We start from the raw sequence: 17,029 nt of genomic DNA, 5'->3' as shown, positions 1-17,029 counted from the left end.
AATTTATGAATCAAAAAATAAAAATCCCCCTGATTGTTGCATTATGTTGTATGCAGAACGTAAAGGCTCAGGACTCTTCGCCTTATTCCTACTTCGGCATAGGAACTTTTAATAATGTAGACAATGCTAGGAATATTTCTCTCGGGAATACGGGGATTGCATTGCTAGCCCCGGATTATATAAATATTAAAAATCCGGCGTCCATCACCAGCATTGGGACGCAGAATGTGATCTTCGATGTTGGCGGAAGTTTGAAATACGATAATATTTCCAGCAACCAAGGCTCCGATAAAAGGACGAATGGAAATTTCACAAATTTAGGTTTAGCAATGAGGATTGCCAATAAGGTTTCCATCGGCGCCAGCGTGCAACCAACCACATCCACAGACTATAAATTTGTTTCGACAATACCCGTGGAAGGAACCTCCGCAAACTACCCTATTACCTACGAAGGTAGCGGAGGGATCTCAAATCTGGGCATCACAGCCGGTTACAAATTTAATAACAATTGGAGCGTTGGTGGTAAAGTGAAAAATAATTTCGGAACCGTTAGCAGAATAGAAACTATCACGACAACCACCCAACTGGAAATCAGCAGGAATATTCGGTACACAGGTTTCAGCTATGGTTTAGGGGTACAGTTTAATCAATTTTTTTCTAAACAAAGATTACAACTCACAATGGGCACAATCTTGAATTTTAAAAGTAATCTGAACGCATCAGGAGAAACTGTTTACACAGAAAATAAAGATTACAACAACAGCATTACAACAACACTTTCTTCCAAGGATACCACCCTCCCGTTGGAAATTGGAATAGGAATGAGCATCCTGAAAAATGACCGATACCTTCTAAGTTTTGATTACACATACAGGCAGTGGAAAGATGTCAAAAACACAGTCACTACGGAGAAGTACTACAACCAAAATAACTACGGTCTAGGCTTTGAACTGCTTCCACGAAGCAAAAATCCTAAAAACGTGGGAGAGGCTTTGATATATCGTTTCGGACTCAATTATGACACAGGATATTTTAAAGTAGACGGCAGGCCAGTCAATCAGGTAGAAGCAACTTGGGGCGTCGGCATTCCTTTGAACAAAATTGTCTTGAATGTCGGATATGGTTATGGGGCGCGTGGCGCATTCGAAAATATTGCAGTGAAAGAAAATTATCATATGCTTTATATTAGTGTCAATTTTCTCGATAGATGGTTTACAAAAAGATACATCAATTAAAAGTGCCTTAAAGCAGCATCCTTATATAAAGCTAGAGGTACATTAACAAAAAACTCTACTTTTGAATGTTACTAAGAATGGGAAGATTACAGTTGCAGGGTCGGTCGCAGAATAGCCGATAACGTCAAAGTATTGCCGAAGGCGGGGTTTTATCTGCACTTCCGTTCGGTAAATGTACAAAAGCTTATAGAAATTCCAAATGCTTATTTAAAGCACCGAAGCCCCGCTTTTGGCAATACTATGTTGAACTAAACCTCCGGTAGCTTTTCCCATTCGCCGTTTTAGTAACTTTGTTTTTATTAACCTTTTAAAAACTCATCAAATGGCTACAAAAAAAAATCTCCGGAGGATTTAAGGACCAACAAATTCCTGAACCGTGCCTCGAGCGAAGTTAATGGTTTTGCCGAACTCCTGCAACGCTTTGAAAGAAATATTTCCATCCTGGGCAGAAGCAAACGTACCTTCGACAATTATTCCAGGCACGTTGCCGCTGTAGCGCTGCATTTTAAAACTTTGCCTACTGAACTGGATCCTGAGCAGGTTAAAGATTATCTCTACGAACTTCAACAGCGCTCCAAAACTCCGTCACAAACGTACTTCAAACATACCGTTTATGGACTGCGGTTTTTGCTGAAAACCGAAGGCTTACCTTACAGCTACCTCCATCTTCCCGCGATTCCAAAGGTGAAAAAACTTCCCACTATTTTAAGCCGTGAAGAAATCTGGCGAATGCTTCAAAGTGCTGAACTCCTGAAACACAAACTGCTCATCGGCCTGATCTACGGGTGCGGACTGCGCTGTATGGAAGTAAGGAATATCAAGCTTCAGCATTTGGATTTCGACCGGAAGATGCTGCATATCGTGCAGGGTAAAGGCAGCAAAGACCGCTATGTTCCCCTGTCGGAACATTTAATCAGAGGCTTGAAAACCTTTATTAAAGTTGAAAACCCAATTCAGTATTTATTCAATGGGAACCATAACAGGAATATTGAGGAGATTGATTTAAAAACACATCAAAACGCTTTACAGAAACCTGATTTTGATTCCCGCTACAGCCAGCGCGGCGTACAGTGGGTGATTAAAACCATTTCCAAAAAAGCCGGCATCACCAAAGAAGTTCACACCCATACTTTGCGCCACAGCTACGCCACGCATCTGCTGGAAGACGGCGTTCCGATCATCATGGTTCAGAAACTTATGGGTCATGAAAGAATTGAATCGACGATGGAATACCTCCATGTCTGCCAGCTATCGGATCAGCAGCCGCACAGCCCTCTGGACACAGTTTTCGCTTTATGCCGCAAAAATGGAATCCCGAAGTAAGGCAAAGCATCAAAACGGAAGCGTTGCAGATGTTCTTCGTAAAATAAATCTATCGGCCCGGAATTTTACGGTTCATCAGGAAAAAACGCTTCGGGCTCTCTCATATTGCCGCACTTCAGCTTTGGGGGGCCATATCGATGCGTGCGACGAATGCGGAAATATGAGCATCAGTTACAACTCCTGCAGAAACCGTCACTGTCCCCAGTGCCAGGGACACAAAAAGGAAGAATGGATCCGGAAGCGTGAAGCGGACTTGCTGCCGTGCAGCTATTATCATCTGGTTTTTACGCTTCCTGAAGAACTGAACGGTTTGTCCGTTGCCCATCCCACCCTTGTTTACAAAACCTTATTTGAAGCCGCCTGGGCGACTTTAAATCAATTCGGTCACACCGAAGGAATACAGCTGGGAATGATTGCGGTTTTGCACACCTGGGGACAGAACCTGAGCCTTCATCCGCACCTGCACTGCATTGTTCCCGGTGGCGGCACTAATAAACAGGGAAAATGGAAAGGCAAAGTACGAACCGATAAATACCTTTTTCCGGTAAAGGCTTTGAGCAGGGTATTTCGGGCGAAGTTTGCGGCTTCATTGAAGGCTTGTGGAATTAAAGATGCTGAACTCATGGACAGGCTCTTCGCCAAAAACTGGGTCGTGTATGCCAAAAGACCTTTTGGCGGCCCGAAACAGGTGATCGAATATTTAGGCAGGTACACCCACAAAGTCGCCATCAGCAACCACCGCATCCAAGAAGTAACGGATAAGGAAGTGCGTTTTGCCTACAGGGATTACCGAAAGGGCGGCGAAAAAAAGGAAATGACCCTCAGCAACGAAGAGTTTGCGCGAAGATTCTCCCTGCATATTCTGCCGAAAAGGTTTGTGCGGATCCGCCATTACGGTATTTTGAGCAGCAGCTGGAAACGTGGGAAACTCCAGGCTCTGCAATCCGATGTAAAGATCAGTATCCCGGAGGCACCACCCAAGACGCTGCTCAATAAATGCCGGTGCTGCAGGGAGGGAAACCTGGTGACCATTGCCGTTTTCGGGCAGCGCGGTCCGCCGCAGGACTTTCTTTTCCTCACCCAACCTTTCTCTGCGGAATAACCTTTGCGGGTAAGGGAAGCTGTGACCTACAGCCAGTAAAACCCCGCAGAAACCACTTCCCAAGGCTACCCAACGCCACAAAAAAAGCAGTCCTTCCGAAAAAACTGCTTTGTGTAAATAAATTCTAAAAACGACAACTCCATAAAAGGATCATCATACTGCTGAAAAGCTACCGGAGCTTCCGTTCAACGGGCTTTCATCTTCTGTCCTGCGGACAAGACGAAAGCTTAGTTATTATACGACGTTTTTCTTTTTCCTCATTGATTTTTTTAGTTTCAATAAGAGCGTTATTAAAAAATAGAATAATATTGCAAGTAATATTGTAACTGGAATAAACCAATTTCCAAGAATTTCGTAATTCTGTAGTTTTTCATTTTCAATAAAACCTCCGTATTGAAAAATTTCTCCTTTTTTGTAAAAGAAACCAACATTATTTGGATAGAACAATTTCGCGAAAATTAGAACAACAAACGAAAAGAGAAATAAATATAAAATGAAGAATATGAAATAAATTATTCCATAGGAAAAGTTTAAAATCAACGCTTCAAAAATGTGAATTGGATTAAACGTTTTTGTCGCTTGATTGAGTTTTTTTTCTGCAACAAGCGGTTTTAGAACATCGTTCGGAATTCCTATTTTATCCAGAGTATTAATCAAGTTTTTCAACTCATCATTTTCATCTTCGTTTTTAGACATACTTTCATAAATATGGCTATTCATTTCCATCAGAATATCATTTTGATCTTCTTGATTGAGTTTTTTAATTGCTGATTGAATTTGTTTTAAATAATTTTCGTAAATCTTTTGTGAATCAGCATTTTTGAATTGTATTTTTTTGAATTCCATTTTTAGATTATTTTGTTTATACCAATTTGTAAGTTTGACCATTGAATTTTCATTTCTTCAAGAGTTTGTTTTCCGGTTTCAGTCAAGAAGTAATATTTTCTTGGAATTCCAGTTTCTTGCTCAATCCATTTAGATTCCAGAAGATTATCAGTTTTCAATCTGTTCATTAATGGATAAAGTGTTCCTTCTGCAATTTCAATATTGGTTAATGTTTTTATTTTTTCAATAAGTTCATAACCATAAAGTTCATTCTCTTTTAGCACAAGCAATACAACAAAGGATAAAGTTCCTTTCTTAACTTGTGATTGCCATTTGTCAATAAATTCCTTATTCATTTTGCAAATGTAAAACAAAATACATAGTATAACAAAGTATATAGTTAAAAAATATATTAATTTCAAATATCTATTTGTAAATCAGTATTTTAATTTTATGCGGGAGTTTGGATAAAATGTCGTATAACGGGAAACGTATTGCTGAAGTGCGGGCTTTTACACCTGAAATTTCTACTAAAAACTGCACGAAGCAAAAAATGTTTTCCGCTGACTAAATTAATAAAAAAATGGAGGCGGAAACATTTTTTGCGACTAAATTTCACAAAATCTTCAACGCAAGAGCCTTCAATCCCGCATTTTAGCAATACGATGTTGAACTAAACCTCCGGTAGCTTTTCCCATTCGCCGTTTTAGTAATTTTGTTTTTATTAACCTTTTAAAAAACATATAAAATGGCTACAAAAAAAAATCTCCGGAGGAGTTAAGGACTAACAAATTCCTGAACCGTGCCTCGAGCGAAGTTAACGGTTTTGCCGAACTTCTGCAACGCTTCGAAAGAAATATCTCCATCCTGGGCAGAAGCAGGCGTACCTTCGACAATTATTCCCGTCACGTTGCAGCCTTAGCGCTTCATTTCGGTAAAGTCCCTACCGAATTAGACCCGGAAGACATCAAAGATTACCTTTTTGAACTTCAAAAGCGATCAAAAACCCCTTCCCAGTCGTACTTTAAACATACTGTTTACGGGCTGCGTTTCCTGCTGAAAACCGAAGGCCTACCTTACAGCTACCTCCATCTTCCCGCGATTCCAAAAGTCAAAAAACTTCCCACTATTTTAAGCCGTGAAGAAATCTGGCGGATGCTTCAAAGTGCTGAACTCCTGAAACACAAACTGCTCATCGGCCTGATCTACGGGTGTGGACTCCGGTGTATGGAAGTAAGGAATATCAAGCTTCACACCCAAAACGCTGCTCAATAAATGCCGGTGCTGCAAGGAGGGAAACCTGGTAACCATTGCTGTTTTCGGACAGCGCGGTCCGCCGCAGGATTTTCTTTTCGCCACCCAACCTTTGTCTGCGAAATAATCTTTGCGGGTAAGGGAAGCTGTGCCCTACAGCCAGTAAAACCCCGCAGAAACCACTGCCAAAGGCTACCCAACACCACAAAAAAAGCAGTCCTTCTGAAAAACTGCTTTGCACCTCTAAATTCTAAAAACGACATCCCCATAAGAGGACCATCATACTGCTGAAAAGCTACCGGAGCTTCCGTTCAACGGGCTTTCATCTTCTGTCCTGCGGACAAGACGAAAGCTTAGTTATTATAGGCTGCCAATTTTTTCATTGAAGTTGAAATAGTTGTTCTCCGATTATCATTGCAACGTGTGCAAAAATGTGACCTATAAACGCTGCTTCAAGTCCTTTTTTCCAATATAACCAGCCAAAAAATAGCCCTGCGATTGAATTTCCAATTAGTACATAAGTTAGTAATGATATTGTTGGATTTTGAACTGCATTAAAAACCACAGGAAAATGTCCAACAGCAAAGATAATACTTGCTAAAATAATCCCTGTCCAATAAGTCGAATTGCCTAATTTCTTGGTTATTTTGAAAATTATCCAAACAACTAAAGTCATAAAACCAAATCGCATTAAGAGTTCTTCTGTAATTCCACCATAACCAAACCTTGCAATAGTCGTTATTTTGATTTTGTTTCCTATGTCAATAAACTCTTGAGGAAGTGAAGTTTTGAAAATAAGTCCAGTTACTGTTGTCAAAATGCCTGTCAGCAAGCCAAGTAAAATACCAAACTTAATTTGCTCTATAAATTTTATTTTAGGTTGCTCAATTTTCAATATTGTCGAAATTGTCGGAACTGAAAAGCCAACCTTGTCAAAGAGTAGCGTTCCAATTACAACCGCAATAAGCAACAAAATTGTCGGGTTGATTAATACCAGATATTTAAGAGTTGACGGTGATATTTTTTCTAAAACTTCCTTTGGTAAACTATCAAGTGGTATTGTAATTGTCAGCATTGTAAATACACCAAATAGTCCAAGAATAAATAATGCTACTCCTAGTTTTAATTTTACATTCATTTTATTGCTTTTTAATGTTTGTTCTTTCTACTTTTGGTTGCACATAACGGTTTCGTGTATGAGCAGTAGCGGATTTGAAAGTACAAACCTTTCAGTTTAGCACAAAGCTTATTAAAAGCACAGACCTTGATTTTACCACTTCACCCGCTATTGCTTATACACAATGTTGTGCGTTCGCCCTTTATTTTCAGTCGGTTTAGTCAATTTTCAAAGGTAGGATTTTTTGGGGTAGGGAAGGCACTCTCTCTTGCAAGTTTTGGTCAAGCGTTGGCTGGTGCGACTTGCAAGAGTGTGTGCCTTTGGGGCGGATTAACTGGCACAGCAACTTAATTTTGATACGTCTTTTCCGAAAGTTATTGCTGCTAATTTTATACCTTCTCCCAAAGTCAAATAAGGGTAGAAACTGTCTGCTAAGTCTTTCACCATTATTCCGTATTTGATTGCCATACTTAATTGTTGTATGAGTTCTCCACCTTCGGGTGCGACTACTCTTGCACCTATAAGTTTGTCAGTTTCCGTGTTACGAATGAGTTTGATGAAACCCCTTGTGTCGTTGGCTGCTATGGCTCTCGGTACGTCTTTCAATTCCAATTTTGACACTTCAAACGGAATGCCTTTTGATTCTGCCTGTGCTTCATCTAAACCTGCCCCTGCAATTTGTGGGTCAGTAAACACCACCCAAGGTAAAGAAGAATAATCGGCTTTATTATCTGTTCCTGAGAACGCATTTTCAACGGCAATTTTACCTTCAAAGGCTGCTGTATAAACAAATGCGGGGGTGTTAGCTACGTCTCCTGCTGCGTAAATGTTGGATAGATTGGTCTCCATCTTCTCATTTACTGCAATATGACCACTTTGGGTGAGTTTCAAACCAATGTTATCTAATCCCAATTGACTTGTATGGGGTTTTGTTCCTGTGGCAATTACTACCTTTCCTTTCTCTACAATTTGCGTAAATGAACCATCAGGGCATTTACAATGAATTATCGTTTCGTTTCCGTTCTTCTCGAATTTCACGGCTCTGAAATTGGGTAATATTTCAATGCCTTCTTTTCGCATTTGGATTTCCAATGCTTCGCTGATGTCAGGTGTTTGTGTTCGCAATACTCGGTCGGTAAATTCTATGATACGAACCTTTACACCCAAACGATTATAAGCCATTGCAATTTCCAATCCGATGTAACCTGCTCCCATAATAGTCAGACTTTCAGGTTTTTCTTCCAAGTCGAAAAGGGAAACGTTGGTCAAGTAGTCAATTTTGTCCAATCCTTCAATATTCGGAATGTTGGTCGTAGCTCCCGCAGCAATTAAAAATTTGAAGGCTTTGTATTCCTTGCCATCAACCAAAATGGTTTTGTTGTCTTTGAATTTTGCCCAACCTTTTAGCATAGTCAGGTTTTCAAAATCGCTTACCACATCCATATATTTTTTCTCTTGAAGTGTGGCTACTAATTTTTTCTTGTCTTTGATGATTTGAGCGAAATCAATATCAACTCCTTTTGGCTTGATGCCTTCAAAGTTGGAATGTGTAGCGTGATAAGCCGACTCGCCTGCACGAATAAGATTTTTAGAAGGCACACAACCCACGTTGACACAAGTACCGCCAAAGTCCAAACCACCGTTTACCATTAAGGTCGATAATCCTAAACTTTCGGCTTTGATAGCTGCCGAAAATGCAGCCGCACCACCACCGATAATTATTAAATCAAATTGATTATTCCTACTATTTCCATTTTCAGAAATTTCACTTTTTACACGATAGTTTTTTGTGCCGTTAATGGTATTGATGATTTCTTCTTTACTTGTTTTGGTAGGGTCAAAAGAACATTCACAAGTAGCTTTTGGGTAGCTCACATTGGCTTCTTTAACACCCTCATTTTGTGAAAGCATTTTTTTTATTCCTGTGGCACAATGGTCGCAGGTCATACCTGCAATTTCCAATTTTATTTTTTCTTCTTTCATCTTATTTTTTTAATTTATTTAGGACTATACTTAACAACATTTCATTCCTATGTTTTTAGGCTCAAAGAAATCCTCAAGCGTCAATATTTTTCCATCAGGATTATTTTTTAACCATTGTTTTGCTGTTCTTTCGCTTGCAAAAAATGAAACGTGATTACATAGCGACCCTTTAATATTGCAGGTGTCAACAGATTCTACCCAAGAAATAAATAAAGGATAAGGAGTTGTCCATAATAGCTGACCTCCGTTTATTTGTAATTCTATGAGAGAACTATCAATTGGGTCGGACGAATGAACATTGACTTCCACATCTAACCATTCAGCAAACAGAATGGCATCTACTACACACCATGTGTATAACATCTTACCATTTACAATAAAGCGATGTTTGGTAGGAACTGTAGATAGACCAGAAAATGCAATAATATTTCCTTGTACATCGGTTTCGCCCAGTTTATTCAAAATAGCGTCCGCTTTATCTTTGGACACTTTTATTAGTTTATAAAATCTGTTTTTAGATATAGAACTGCCTTGCATCAATTCTTGAAATATTCGTAAAATAAAATCGCTATTCTTTATCTTAAATTCAGAAAAAAGAATGTCGTTTAATTGACCGTCAATATATTTTCGTTGATTTTTCATAAGTTTTCTATTTTGGGTTTTACTGCAAACATGCTTTACTTCCTATAATATCGCCATCTGATGCACTCCAGATATAAGAAAGACCATCTCCTGTTGCTGTAGCTGTTACTTTTGTGGTTGCCCCAATCGCAATGGTGCTTTGTTCCGCACTCAAATCTGTGTAAGAAATGGTCGAAGTACCTGTTGGGGTGGAAGAATTAGTACCGGGAGTTGAAGAATTTGTTGGTTTTACTTCCGGTTCCTGTACTTCTTTATTACAACTAGCTACTATCATCCCGATAGTAACAATGCCTAAAATTAATTTTACAGTTTTCATATTATTTAGAATTTTCTTTAATGATTTCGGCTTTATAACCTGTTTTTTCAATTACTTTTATGATAGCTTCAGGATTTGTTTTGCTTGGGTCGTACTGGATAGTTGCCAAATCGCCCGGATATTCCACTTTGTGTTCAATAATGCCGTCCACTTCTTTGAGGGCATTTGAAATATGGTTGGAACAACCTGCACAAGTCATTCCCGTGATTTTCAGTTGCAGGGTCTTACCTTCTTGCTGGTTTGTATTTGCTGTTTGTGCTTTACTGTCAGTCGGTTTGCAACATTGAGCATTAAGCTGAGCAATTCCAATTAGGAACAAAGCACTCAATAGAATTAAATTCTTTTTCATAGTATAATTATTTAATTAAGTTCTTAAATACGAGGGGCAAAAAAATACTATTTCTTGCCAACCACTTTGTAACCTGTACCGTTGATGGCTTCTTCAATTTGAGCAAGACTCACTTTGGTTTGGTCAAATTCTACTTTGGCAGTCGCTTCTTCATAAATCGCATCTACCTTAACAATGCCTGGCAATTTGTTCACATCATTTTCTACGTGTGAAGCACAACCATTGCAAGTCATTCCTTTTACATCAAAAGTTACCGTTTGGATGTCAGAAGCATTGACGATTACAACTTCCTTGTTGTCGTTTGAAGGATAGAAAATGTGTGCGTAGTTCGGAAAAGCGAGCATCAAGGCTGCAAATACGGTTACAATTCCCAAGAATGTTTTGGTCTGCATAAAGGGTTTCTTTTCGTCTTCTTCGCAATCACATTGAATTTCTTCGGCTGTTCGTGGTTTAAGTTTCTGATACCAAGCAAAACCCAACACCAAAACAGTGATACCGATTAGATAAGGTCTTGCTGGTTCCATCCACGAAAATGTAGATGCCACTCCTGACGCTCCTGAAATAAGAGCCAATACAGGTGTAATGCAGCAAAGTGATGCTGCTACTGCCGAAAGCACTCCCGCTCCGACAAATCTGTTGTTTTTCTTGTTCATACTGTTTCCTTTTTTGAATTGTTTATGATGTGTTTAAAAAATGGACGAAGTAAAGTCAGTTGCTCTTGTTTCAAAGAGTAGAAAATGGTTTGTCCTTCTCTTCTCCCTTCAATGACGTTTCCGTCTTTTAGTTTTCTGAGGTGTTGCGAAACGGCAGGAATGCTCATTCCGAGAATGTCTGAAAGGTCGCAAGGGCAGAGTTCGTTTTCTTCTTCTAAGAGAAATAAGATTTTCAACCTTACTTCGTTTCCTGCCAATGCTAAAAGTCCACTCAGTTGGCTGAATGCCTTGTCGTTGGTTTGAAGTATTACTCTACAATTGTCTATTTGAACCTTGTCGGCAAACACACGGATACACGATTGATTGTTTTCCATAATTTCCTTGTTTAGGATTTAATAACGCAGCAAAAATACAAATAGTTTTCTTATTTAAGCAAATACTTAATTATAGTTTTTAACAATTCTTCTTTGTCAGCGGTGGGTGATTTAGCTCTTTTGGTTTTTTAGCGTTGGCTTTGAGTGTCGGAAAAACCAAATGTGCTAAATGTGCGGTGGGTTTTTAGGGTGACGCACAACGTTTCGGGGCTTTGCGATGGTGGGGCAATCGAAGCACAATTCTTCAATTTTGTACAAAAGTTCAATCGAAGAACTGCCGTTGAATTTTGCAGTTTCGCCCCACTATTGCAAAACCCTTGTTGAACTAAACCTCCGGTAGCTTTTCCCATTCGCCGTTTTAGTAACTTTGTTTTTATTAACCTTTAAAAAACTCATGAAATGGCTACAAAAAAAAATCTCCGGAGGATTTAAGGACGAACAAATTCCTGAACCGTGCCTCGGGCGAAGTTAACGGTTTTGCCGAACTTCTGCAACGCTTCGAAAGAAATATCTCCATCCTGGGCAGAAGCAAACGTACCTTCGACAATTATTCCAGGCACGTTGCCGCTGTAGCGCTGCATTTTAAAACTTTGCCTACTGAACTGGATCCTGAGCAGGTTAAAGATTACCTTTTTGACCTTCAAAATCGATCAAAAACCCCTTCTCAGTCGTACTTTAAACATACCGTTTACGGCCTGCGGTTTTTGCTGAAAACTGAAGGCTTGCCTTACAGCTACCTCCATCTTCCCGCGATTCCAAAAGTGAAAAAACTTCCCACTATTTTAAGCCGTGAAGAAATCTGGCGAATGCTTCAAAGTGCTGAACTCCTGAAACACAAACTGCTCATCGGCCTGATCTACGGTTGCGGACTGCGCTGTATGGAAGTAAGGAATATCAAGCTTCACACCCAAAACGCTGCTCAATAAATGCCGGTGCTGCAAGGAGGGAAACCTGGTAACCATTGCCGTTTTCGGGCAGCGCGGTTCGCCGCAGGACTTTCTTTTCGTCACCCAACCTTTGTCTGCGAAATAACCTTTGCGGGTAAGGGAAGCTGTGCTCTACAGCCAATAAAACCCCGCAGAAAACCACTTCCAAAGGCTACCCAACGCCACAAAAAAAGCAGTTCTTCTGAAAAAACTGCTTTGCACCTCTAAATTCTTAAAACGACATCCCCATAAGAGGACCATCATACTGCTGAAAAGCTAACGGAGCTTCCGTTCAACGGGCTTTCATCTTCTGTCCTGCGGACAAGACGAAAGCTTAGTTATTGTACGCAGTTTTTTATCTTGGGTCAGTCCAAACTGTTGAAACATAAGTTGCATCTTCCCAATCTATACAGGAATCAAAATCATTTCCGTCTATGGTTGTACCTTTTGCACATATTAAATTACAATTTTCATCATAGACTTCCATATCTGTACCATCAGTATTTTTTAAATCAAAAAAAGCATACACTACTGTATTTTTATAATTGTACTTTTTCAAAGATACTTTTGGGGTTTGAACAGGTTTTTGTAAGATACTTTCTATTTTATCATTTAGACAATTAGGATAAGTATTTTCCTCATCCTTTCTGTCGCAACTTAATAGCAAAAATAAGACTCCTAGTAAATAAATTAAATTTTTCATATGCTTTATTTTACAATTTTTGAATTTAAAATCAGTTTATTATTTTTAAAGACTTTTACATAATACACTCCCATTTGAAGAGTAGTAATATTAAGAGATGTGTTTGTTTGATTAAGAACTTCATAACCACTTGTATTATAAACAATGAAGTGATAAATTTCATTACTGACAAAAGGTGCAATTGAGTTGTCACAAGGATCAATTATAATACTCATTATTCCATTATTGTTTACTAGAGTGTAATTATCGTTGCACTCTTCAGGAGCTGGAGGAGTAATTGTCTTATATATTGTTGTTGTACCACAAATATTTGTAGCTGTGATCTTTGCATAAACAGTCCAAGAATTACATGTTCCATGACCTAACGCTTGAAAGCCACTACCAGAGAAACTAGATGAACATCCACCACCACCTGAAACTTTTTCCCATGTTGTTGATGTTATTGCTTGTTTATTTATATCTGTTCCATTAGCTCCAATCATTTCCACAGAAACATAATTAATACCTTGTGGAGTTAAAGAAACATTAATAAGAGGTTTACCTACCCAAATTTCTTTTGTGTAAGATTGACCGTTTATTGTTGCTGTAACACTCGCAATACCATTATAATTAGACTTTGGAGAAACCATAATGCTAGTATTTGTAGAACTAATAAAATTTAGTGAGGAGGTAGAGTATGACCAACTTACACTAGAATTTGGAGGTAAATTGCTGATTGTATATGTGTAATTGGATTGACTACAGATATTGTTATTGCCATCAATCGTAATAGGGACTATACAAGAACTGCCAACTCCAACTGCATACCAGGCTTGACAAACGGTTGCAGACTCTAACGAGTTATTGCCAAATAAATCTTTTGCTGCTTGAATAGTTAAATTTCTTGCTTGCGAATAATTAGTAGTAGAAGTGAAATATACAGTTTCTGCTCTATAAACTATTTTAGCTGCATTCTCTTTTCCTATTCCTGAAATATTGTATGTGTTTCCCAAATCATTTGTCCCAGACTTTCCTTCAGCCAAAATATAAAACCAATGATTAAAAACTCCACTATTATAATGAACCCCACCATTATCACCAGATCCACTATACCAATATTGTCCTTGATAAGTATCAGGATGGTTATATGTTTTTGGATTTGACATTGACCTTATTGCTCCAACATCTTCTCCAATTAAATAAGTTTGTTTTGTAGGTTCTGCAAAATACTCTATCATTGCTCCCCAAATATCACTCAAAGATTCATTAATAGCTCCCGATTCATATGAATATACCAGTCCAGCACTACTAGAACAAACACCATGGCCTATTTCGTGTCCTGTAATATCTAAAGTAGTCAAAGGGTTTGCATATCCATCACCATAGGTCATTCGTTGACCGTCCCAAAAAGCATTGAAATTGTTTGAATAACCCATACCAATTAAATTTGCATGGACATAATTCCTCAATATTCCTCCATTTCCATTATAACTATTTCTATTGTGCTTCTGCAAAAAATAATCATAAGTTTTTTGTGTTCCCCAATGTGCATCTATAGCTGCGTTATCATAGTTAGAATTATTATATTCAGCAGAAGTCCAATTATTATCATTGTCAATAAAATCGGTAGCAGCTGAATAATTTGTTCCATTATTCATATTTAGAGTTTCTATTCCATTTCCTCTAGAATATTCTCTTAATCTGAATTGGTTGGAAGAAAGTTGTTGAGTTTCGAAATTTCTTTGACCACTATACCTAGTATTTCCGATACCAAGAATATGTTTTATAATTGGATCTTTAAAAAGAATTTCGCCATTCTGTGCATCAACATATACGTAATTGCGACTTATTGGATATTTTGCATAAATGTCAAATTTATATGCTAATCTTGGAATTGGATTTTTGCTAAATAAATTTTTTTCAATAATTACTAATTCACCCTTTGGGAAATAACTTATCATTTCATTATTTTCTTCTTTCTTTAGAAGCTTTTCACTTTCTGTATTTTTCCACATATATTCTTTTGCTCCAATTTCATTTAAGGCAAATTTTAAAGCTTCCCCTTCAGAGATGGTAGGAATAATTGATAAGTTTTTTATTGAGATAAAATTACCGTTAGCAACTTTCAAAAAACCATCTTCAGAAACAATATTTTGAACCCCAAATTCAACCTTAATTCCTTTATAATATTGCTGATATTTTTCTGATGCTGTATTATTTTTGTTATCATTGAAAGTTATTTGTTTAAATTCAATATCAGATTCTTCAAATTGCTTTTTCAAAAAAGCATTTACAGATTTATCATCTGCTTTAACTTTAGTTTCAATAAAATTAATAAGGTCAGGACTGCCATTTTTATCCTTGGATATAATTTCGTTTTCTTTTACTTGTGAAAAAGAAAAAATAGAGCTGAATAAAAGACAGGTAAAAAGTAATTTTCTTTTTTTCATTTGTTTTTTTTTTAAAATTAATATTTATGACACTTTTTTTGTAAAATTGCGTACAACGAGCGGGTATTTGCGAAGAGCGGACTTTTACGGACAAAACTTCCAATAAAACCAGAACTAAGCAAAAACGCTTTTTGTTTTTGTAAATATAAACAAATTACGAAAAGGAAAAGCGTTTTTGCGACAAAAAAGGTGAAATAGTAGTATTATGAACTCAGTTCCGCTTTTTGCAAATACCATGTTGAACTAAACCTCCGGTAGCTTTTCCCATTCGCTGTTTTAGTAACTTTGTTTTTATTAACCCTTAAAAAACATATAAAATGGCTACAAAAAAAAATCTCCGGAGGATTTAAGGACCAACAAATTCCTGAATCGTGCCTCGAGCGAAGTTAACGGTTTTGCCGAACTTCTGCAACGCTTCGAAAGAAATATCTCCATCCTGGGCAGAAGCAAACGTACCTTAGACAATTATTCCCGTCACGTTGCAGCCTTGGCGCTTCATTTCGGTAAAGTCCCTACCGAATTAAACCCGGAAGACATCAAAGATTACCTTTTTGAACTTCAAAAGCGATCAAAAACCCCTTCTCAGTCGTACTTTAAACATACCGTTTACGGACTGCGGTTTTTGCTGAAAACCGAAGGCTTGCCTTACAGCTACCTCCATCTTCCCGCGATTCCAAAAGTCAAAAAACTTCCCACTATTTTAAGCCGTGAAGAAATCTGGTGCATGCTTCAAAGTGCTGAACTCCTGAAACACAAACTGCTCATCGGGCTGATTTACGGTTGCGGACTGCGCTGCATGGAAGTGCGGAATATCGAACTTCAGCATCTGGATTTTGACCGGAAGATGTTGCATGTTGTTCAGGGTAAAGGGAGCAAAGACCGTTACGTTCCCTTGTCGGAACATTTGATCCGGGGACTGAAAACCTTCATCAGTATTGAGAATCCGGTTCAGTATTTATTCAATGGAAACCATAACAGGAATATTGAGGAGATTGATTTAAAAACACATCAAAACGCTTTACAGAAACCTGATTTTGACTCCCGCTACAGCCAGCGCGGCGTTCAGTGGGTGATCAAGACCATCTCAAAAAAAGCCGGCATCACCAAAGAGGTTCACACCCACACTTTGCGCCACAGCTACGCCACGCATCTGCTGGAAGACGGCGTTCCGATCATCATGGTTCAGAAACTTATGGGTCATGAAAGAATTGAATCGACGATGGAATACCTCCATGTCTGCCAGCTATCGGATCAGCAGCCGCACAGCCCTCTGGATACCGTTTTCGCTTTATGCCGCAAAAATGGAATCCTGAAGTAAGGCAAAGCATCAAAACGGAAGCGTTGCAGATGTTCTTCGTAAAATAAATCTATCAGCCCGGAATTTTACGGCTCATCAGGAAAAAACGCTTCGGGCTCTGTCCTATTGCCGCACTTCAGCTTTGGGTGGTCATATCGATGCGTGCGACGAATGCGGAAATCTTTCCATCAGCTATAACTCCTGCAGAAACCGTCACTGTCCCCAGTGTCAGGGACACAAAAAGGAAGAATGGATCCGGAAACGTGAAGCGGACTTGCTGCCGTGCAGCTATTACCATCTGGTTTTTACACTTCCGGAAGAACTGAATGGTTTGTCCATTGCCAATCCCACCCTCGTTTACAAAACCTTATTTGAAGCCGCCTGGGCAACTTTAAACCAATTCGGTAACACCGAAGGAATACAACTGGGAATGATTGCGGTTTTGCACACCTGGGGACAGAACCTGAGCCTTCATCCGCACCTGCACTGCATTGTTCCCGG

General features: G+C 38.7%; 20 protein-coding genes and 1 pseudogene. 7 read left to right on the top strand and 14 right to left on the bottom strand.

Translation table 11 applies throughout. The features are described 5' to 3' along the window. Positions 1 to 5 precede the first annotated feature (5 nt). Entirely contained in the window at positions 6 to 1,235 is a 1,230-nt protein-coding gene (locus DTW91_RS11190) for an OmpP1/FadL family transporter (protein WP_125203455.1), read from the top strand. 351 nt (positions 1,236 to 1,586) lie between these two features. On the opposite strand, the gene DTW91_RS12970 is transcribed toward DTW91_RS11190, so the two are convergent. Further along, positions 1,587 to 1,718, bottom strand: coding sequence for a hypothetical protein (locus tag DTW91_RS12970; protein WP_262696674.1), 132 nt, complete (start codon positions 1,716 to 1,718; stop codon positions 1,587 to 1,589). Between the two features lie 30 nt (positions 1,719 to 1,748). On the opposite strand from DTW91_RS12970, the gene DTW91_RS11185 reads away from it, so the two are divergent. Together DTW91_RS11185 and DTW91_RS11180 are read left to right on the top strand one after the other, a co-directional pair. After that, positions 1,749 to 2,558 (top strand): tyrosine-type recombinase/integrase, encoded by an 810-nt coding sequence (locus DTW91_RS11185; RefSeq protein ID WP_228412712.1) that lies wholly within the window; start codon positions 1,749 to 1,751, stop codon positions 2,556 to 2,558. Further along, a complete protein-coding gene (locus tag DTW91_RS11180; RefSeq protein ID WP_410493735.1) occupies positions 2,473 to 3,660 on the top strand; it encodes an IS91 family transposase in 1,188 nt (395 codons plus the stop codon). The genes DTW91_RS11185 and DTW91_RS11180 overlap by 86 nt, the downstream gene beginning before the upstream one ends. A 234-nt stretch (positions 3,661 to 3,894) precedes the next feature. Here DTW91_RS11180 and DTW91_RS11175 read toward each other — a convergent pair whose 3' ends face one another. Next, on the bottom strand, positions 3,895 to 4,506 hold the full coding sequence (locus DTW91_RS11175) for an HAAS domain-containing protein (RefSeq protein WP_125203452.1): 612 nt from the start codon (positions 4,504 to 4,506) through the stop codon (positions 3,895 to 3,897). A 2-nt stretch (positions 4,507 to 4,508) separates the two neighbouring features. Next, positions 4,509 to 4,841, bottom strand: a complete 333-nt coding sequence (locus DTW91_RS11170) for a PadR family transcriptional regulator (RefSeq protein WP_125203451.1) — start codon at positions 4,839 to 4,841, stop codon at positions 4,509 to 4,511. 439 nt (positions 4,842 to 5,280) lie between these two features. Here DTW91_RS11170 and DTW91_RS13085 point away from each other — a divergent pair. After that, positions 5,281 to 5,529: pseudogene (locus DTW91_RS13085) on the top strand (phage integrase N-terminal SAM-like domain-containing protein); the annotation flags it as partial. Positions 5,530 to 5,616: 87 nt separating this feature from the next. Here the strand turns inward: DTW91_RS13085 and DTW91_RS13080 are convergent. The 9 genes from DTW91_RS13080 to DTW91_RS12965 form a co-directional block, all read right to left on the bottom strand. Further along, on the bottom strand, positions 5,617 to 5,844 hold the full coding sequence (locus DTW91_RS13080) for a hypothetical protein (RefSeq protein WP_410493734.1): 228 nt from the start codon (positions 5,842 to 5,844) through the stop codon (positions 5,617 to 5,619). Positions 5,845 to 6,118: 274 nt separating this feature from the next. Further along, positions 6,119 to 6,877, bottom strand: a complete 759-nt coding sequence (locus DTW91_RS11160) for a type II CAAX prenyl endopeptidase Rce1 family protein (protein ID WP_125203450.1) — start codon at positions 6,875 to 6,877, stop codon at positions 6,119 to 6,121. A 309-nt stretch (positions 6,878 to 7,186) separates the two neighbouring features. Next, positions 7,187 to 8,839 (bottom strand): mercury(II) reductase, encoded by a 1,653-nt coding sequence (merA, locus tag DTW91_RS11155; protein WP_125203449.1) that lies wholly within the window; start codon positions 8,837 to 8,839, stop codon positions 7,187 to 7,189. Between the two features lie 30 nt (positions 8,840 to 8,869). Beyond that, positions 8,870 to 9,481 (bottom strand): organomercurial lyase, encoded by a 612-nt coding sequence (merB, locus tag DTW91_RS11150; RefSeq protein ID WP_002978232.1) that lies wholly within the window; start codon positions 9,479 to 9,481, stop codon positions 8,870 to 8,872. 19 nt (positions 9,482 to 9,500) lie between these two features. Further along, complete coding sequence (locus DTW91_RS11145) at positions 9,501 to 9,797, bottom strand: hypothetical protein (protein ID WP_002978236.1); 297 nt, start codon at positions 9,795 to 9,797, stop codon at positions 9,501 to 9,503. Position 9,798: 1 nt separating this feature from the next. Continuing rightward, positions 9,799 to 10,146: a heavy-metal-associated domain-containing protein gene (locus DTW91_RS11140; protein WP_002978237.1), complete on the bottom strand. Its 348-nt coding sequence runs from the start codon at positions 10,144 to 10,146 to the stop codon at positions 9,799 to 9,801. Positions 10,147 to 10,193: 47 nt separating this feature from the next. Next, on the bottom strand, positions 10,194 to 10,799 hold the full coding sequence (gene merTP, locus DTW91_RS11135) for a mercuric transport protein MerTP (protein WP_002978239.1): 606 nt from the start codon (positions 10,797 to 10,799) through the stop codon (positions 10,194 to 10,196). Further along, complete coding sequence (locus DTW91_RS11130; RefSeq protein ID WP_002978241.1) at positions 10,796 to 11,173, bottom strand: ArsR/SmtB family transcription factor; 378 nt, start codon at positions 11,171 to 11,173, stop codon at positions 10,796 to 10,798. Before DTW91_RS11130 ends, merTP begins: the two co-directional genes overlap by 4 nt. A gap of 428 nt (positions 11,174 to 11,601) precedes the next feature. Then, positions 11,602 to 11,733 (bottom strand): hypothetical protein, encoded by a 132-nt coding sequence (locus DTW91_RS12965; protein ID WP_262696673.1) that lies wholly within the window; start codon positions 11,731 to 11,733, stop codon positions 11,602 to 11,604. Here DTW91_RS12965 and DTW91_RS11125 point away from each other — a divergent pair. Then, positions 11,683 to 12,099: a hypothetical protein gene (locus tag DTW91_RS11125; protein ID WP_228412713.1), complete on the top strand. Its 417-nt coding sequence runs from the start codon at positions 11,683 to 11,685 to the stop codon at positions 12,097 to 12,099. The two genes, DTW91_RS12965 and DTW91_RS11125, sit on opposite strands and share 51 nt — an antisense overlap. Positions 12,100 to 12,454: 355 nt before the next feature. Here DTW91_RS11125 and DTW91_RS11115 read toward each other — a convergent pair whose 3' ends face one another. Continuing rightward, positions 12,455 to 12,802 (bottom strand): DUF6970 domain-containing protein, encoded by a 348-nt coding sequence (locus DTW91_RS11115; RefSeq protein ID WP_125203448.1) that lies wholly within the window; start codon positions 12,800 to 12,802, stop codon positions 12,455 to 12,457. A 5-nt stretch (positions 12,803 to 12,807) separates the two neighbouring features. Further along, positions 12,808 to 15,231, bottom strand: coding sequence for a M4 family metallopeptidase (locus DTW91_RS11110; RefSeq protein WP_125203447.1), 2,424 nt, complete (start codon positions 15,229 to 15,231; stop codon positions 12,808 to 12,810). A gap of 364 nt (positions 15,232 to 15,595) precedes the next feature. Between DTW91_RS11110 and DTW91_RS11105 the strand changes: the two genes are divergently transcribed. Together DTW91_RS11105 and DTW91_RS11100 are read left to right on the top strand one after the other, a co-directional pair. Further along, positions 15,596 to 16,549 (top strand): tyrosine-type recombinase/integrase, encoded by a 954-nt coding sequence (locus DTW91_RS11105; RefSeq protein WP_125203446.1) that lies wholly within the window; start codon positions 15,596 to 15,598, stop codon positions 16,547 to 16,549. A gap of 43 nt (positions 16,550 to 16,592) precedes the next feature. Further along, positions 16,593 to 17,029 (top strand): transposase zinc-binding domain-containing protein (locus DTW91_RS11100; protein ID WP_148096893.1); only part of this gene is annotated, 437 nt, incomplete at its 3' end.

The sequence above is a fragment of the Chryseobacterium sp. SC28 genome, assembly GCF_003932955.1.
Taxonomy (GTDB): Bacteria; Bacteroidota; Bacteroidia; order Flavobacteriales; family Weeksellaceae; genus Epilithonimonas.
Note: the sequence above shows the minus strand (reverse complement) of the source record. Positions and strands in the feature narration are given on the sequence as shown.

Coding starts and splice junctions, on each gene's coding strand:
- DTW91_RS11175 (WP_125203452.1), bottom strand. CDS start 4,506: ATGGAATTCAAAAAAATACAATTCAAAAATGCTGATTCACAAAAGATT.
- DTW91_RS11130 (WP_002978241.1), bottom strand. CDS start 11,173: ATGGAAAACAATCAATCGTGTATCCGTGTGTTTGCCGACAAGGTTCAA.
- DTW91_RS11110 (WP_125203447.1), bottom strand. CDS start 15,231: ATGAAAAAAAGAAAATTACTTTTTACCTGTCTTTTATTCAGCTCTATT.
- DTW91_RS11170 (WP_125203451.1), bottom strand. CDS start 4,841: ATGAATAAGGAATTTATTGACAAATGGCAATCACAAGTTAAGAAAGGA.
- DTW91_RS11140 (WP_002978237.1), bottom strand. CDS start 10,146: ATGAAAAAGAATTTAATTCTATTGAGTGCTTTGTTCCTAATTGGAATT.
- merTP (WP_002978239.1), bottom strand. CDS start 10,799: ATGAACAAGAAAAACAACAGATTTGTCGGAGCGGGAGTGCTTTCGGCA.
- DTW91_RS11160 (WP_125203450.1), bottom strand. CDS start 6,877: ATGAATGTAAAATTAAAACTAGGAGTAGCATTATTTATTCTTGGACTA.
- DTW91_RS11115 (WP_125203448.1), bottom strand. CDS start 12,802: ATGAAAAATTTAATTTATTTACTAGGAGTCTTATTTTTGCTATTAAGT.
- DTW91_RS11190 (WP_125203455.1), top strand. CDS start 6: ATGAATCAAAAAATAAAAATCCCCCTGATTGTTGCATTATGTTGTATG.
- merA (WP_125203449.1), bottom strand. CDS start 8,839: ATGAAAGAAGAAAAAATAAAATTGGAAATTGCAGGTATGACCTGCGAC.
- DTW91_RS11145 (WP_002978236.1), bottom strand. CDS start 9,797: ATGAAAACTGTAAAATTAATTTTAGGCATTGTTACTATCGGGATGATA.
- merB (WP_002978232.1), bottom strand. CDS start 9,481: ATGAAAAATCAACGAAAATATATTGACGGTCAATTAAACGACATTCTT.
- DTW91_RS11180 (WP_410493735.1), top strand. CDS start 2,473: ATGTCTGCCAGCTATCGGATCAGCAGCCGCACAGCCCTCTGGACACAG.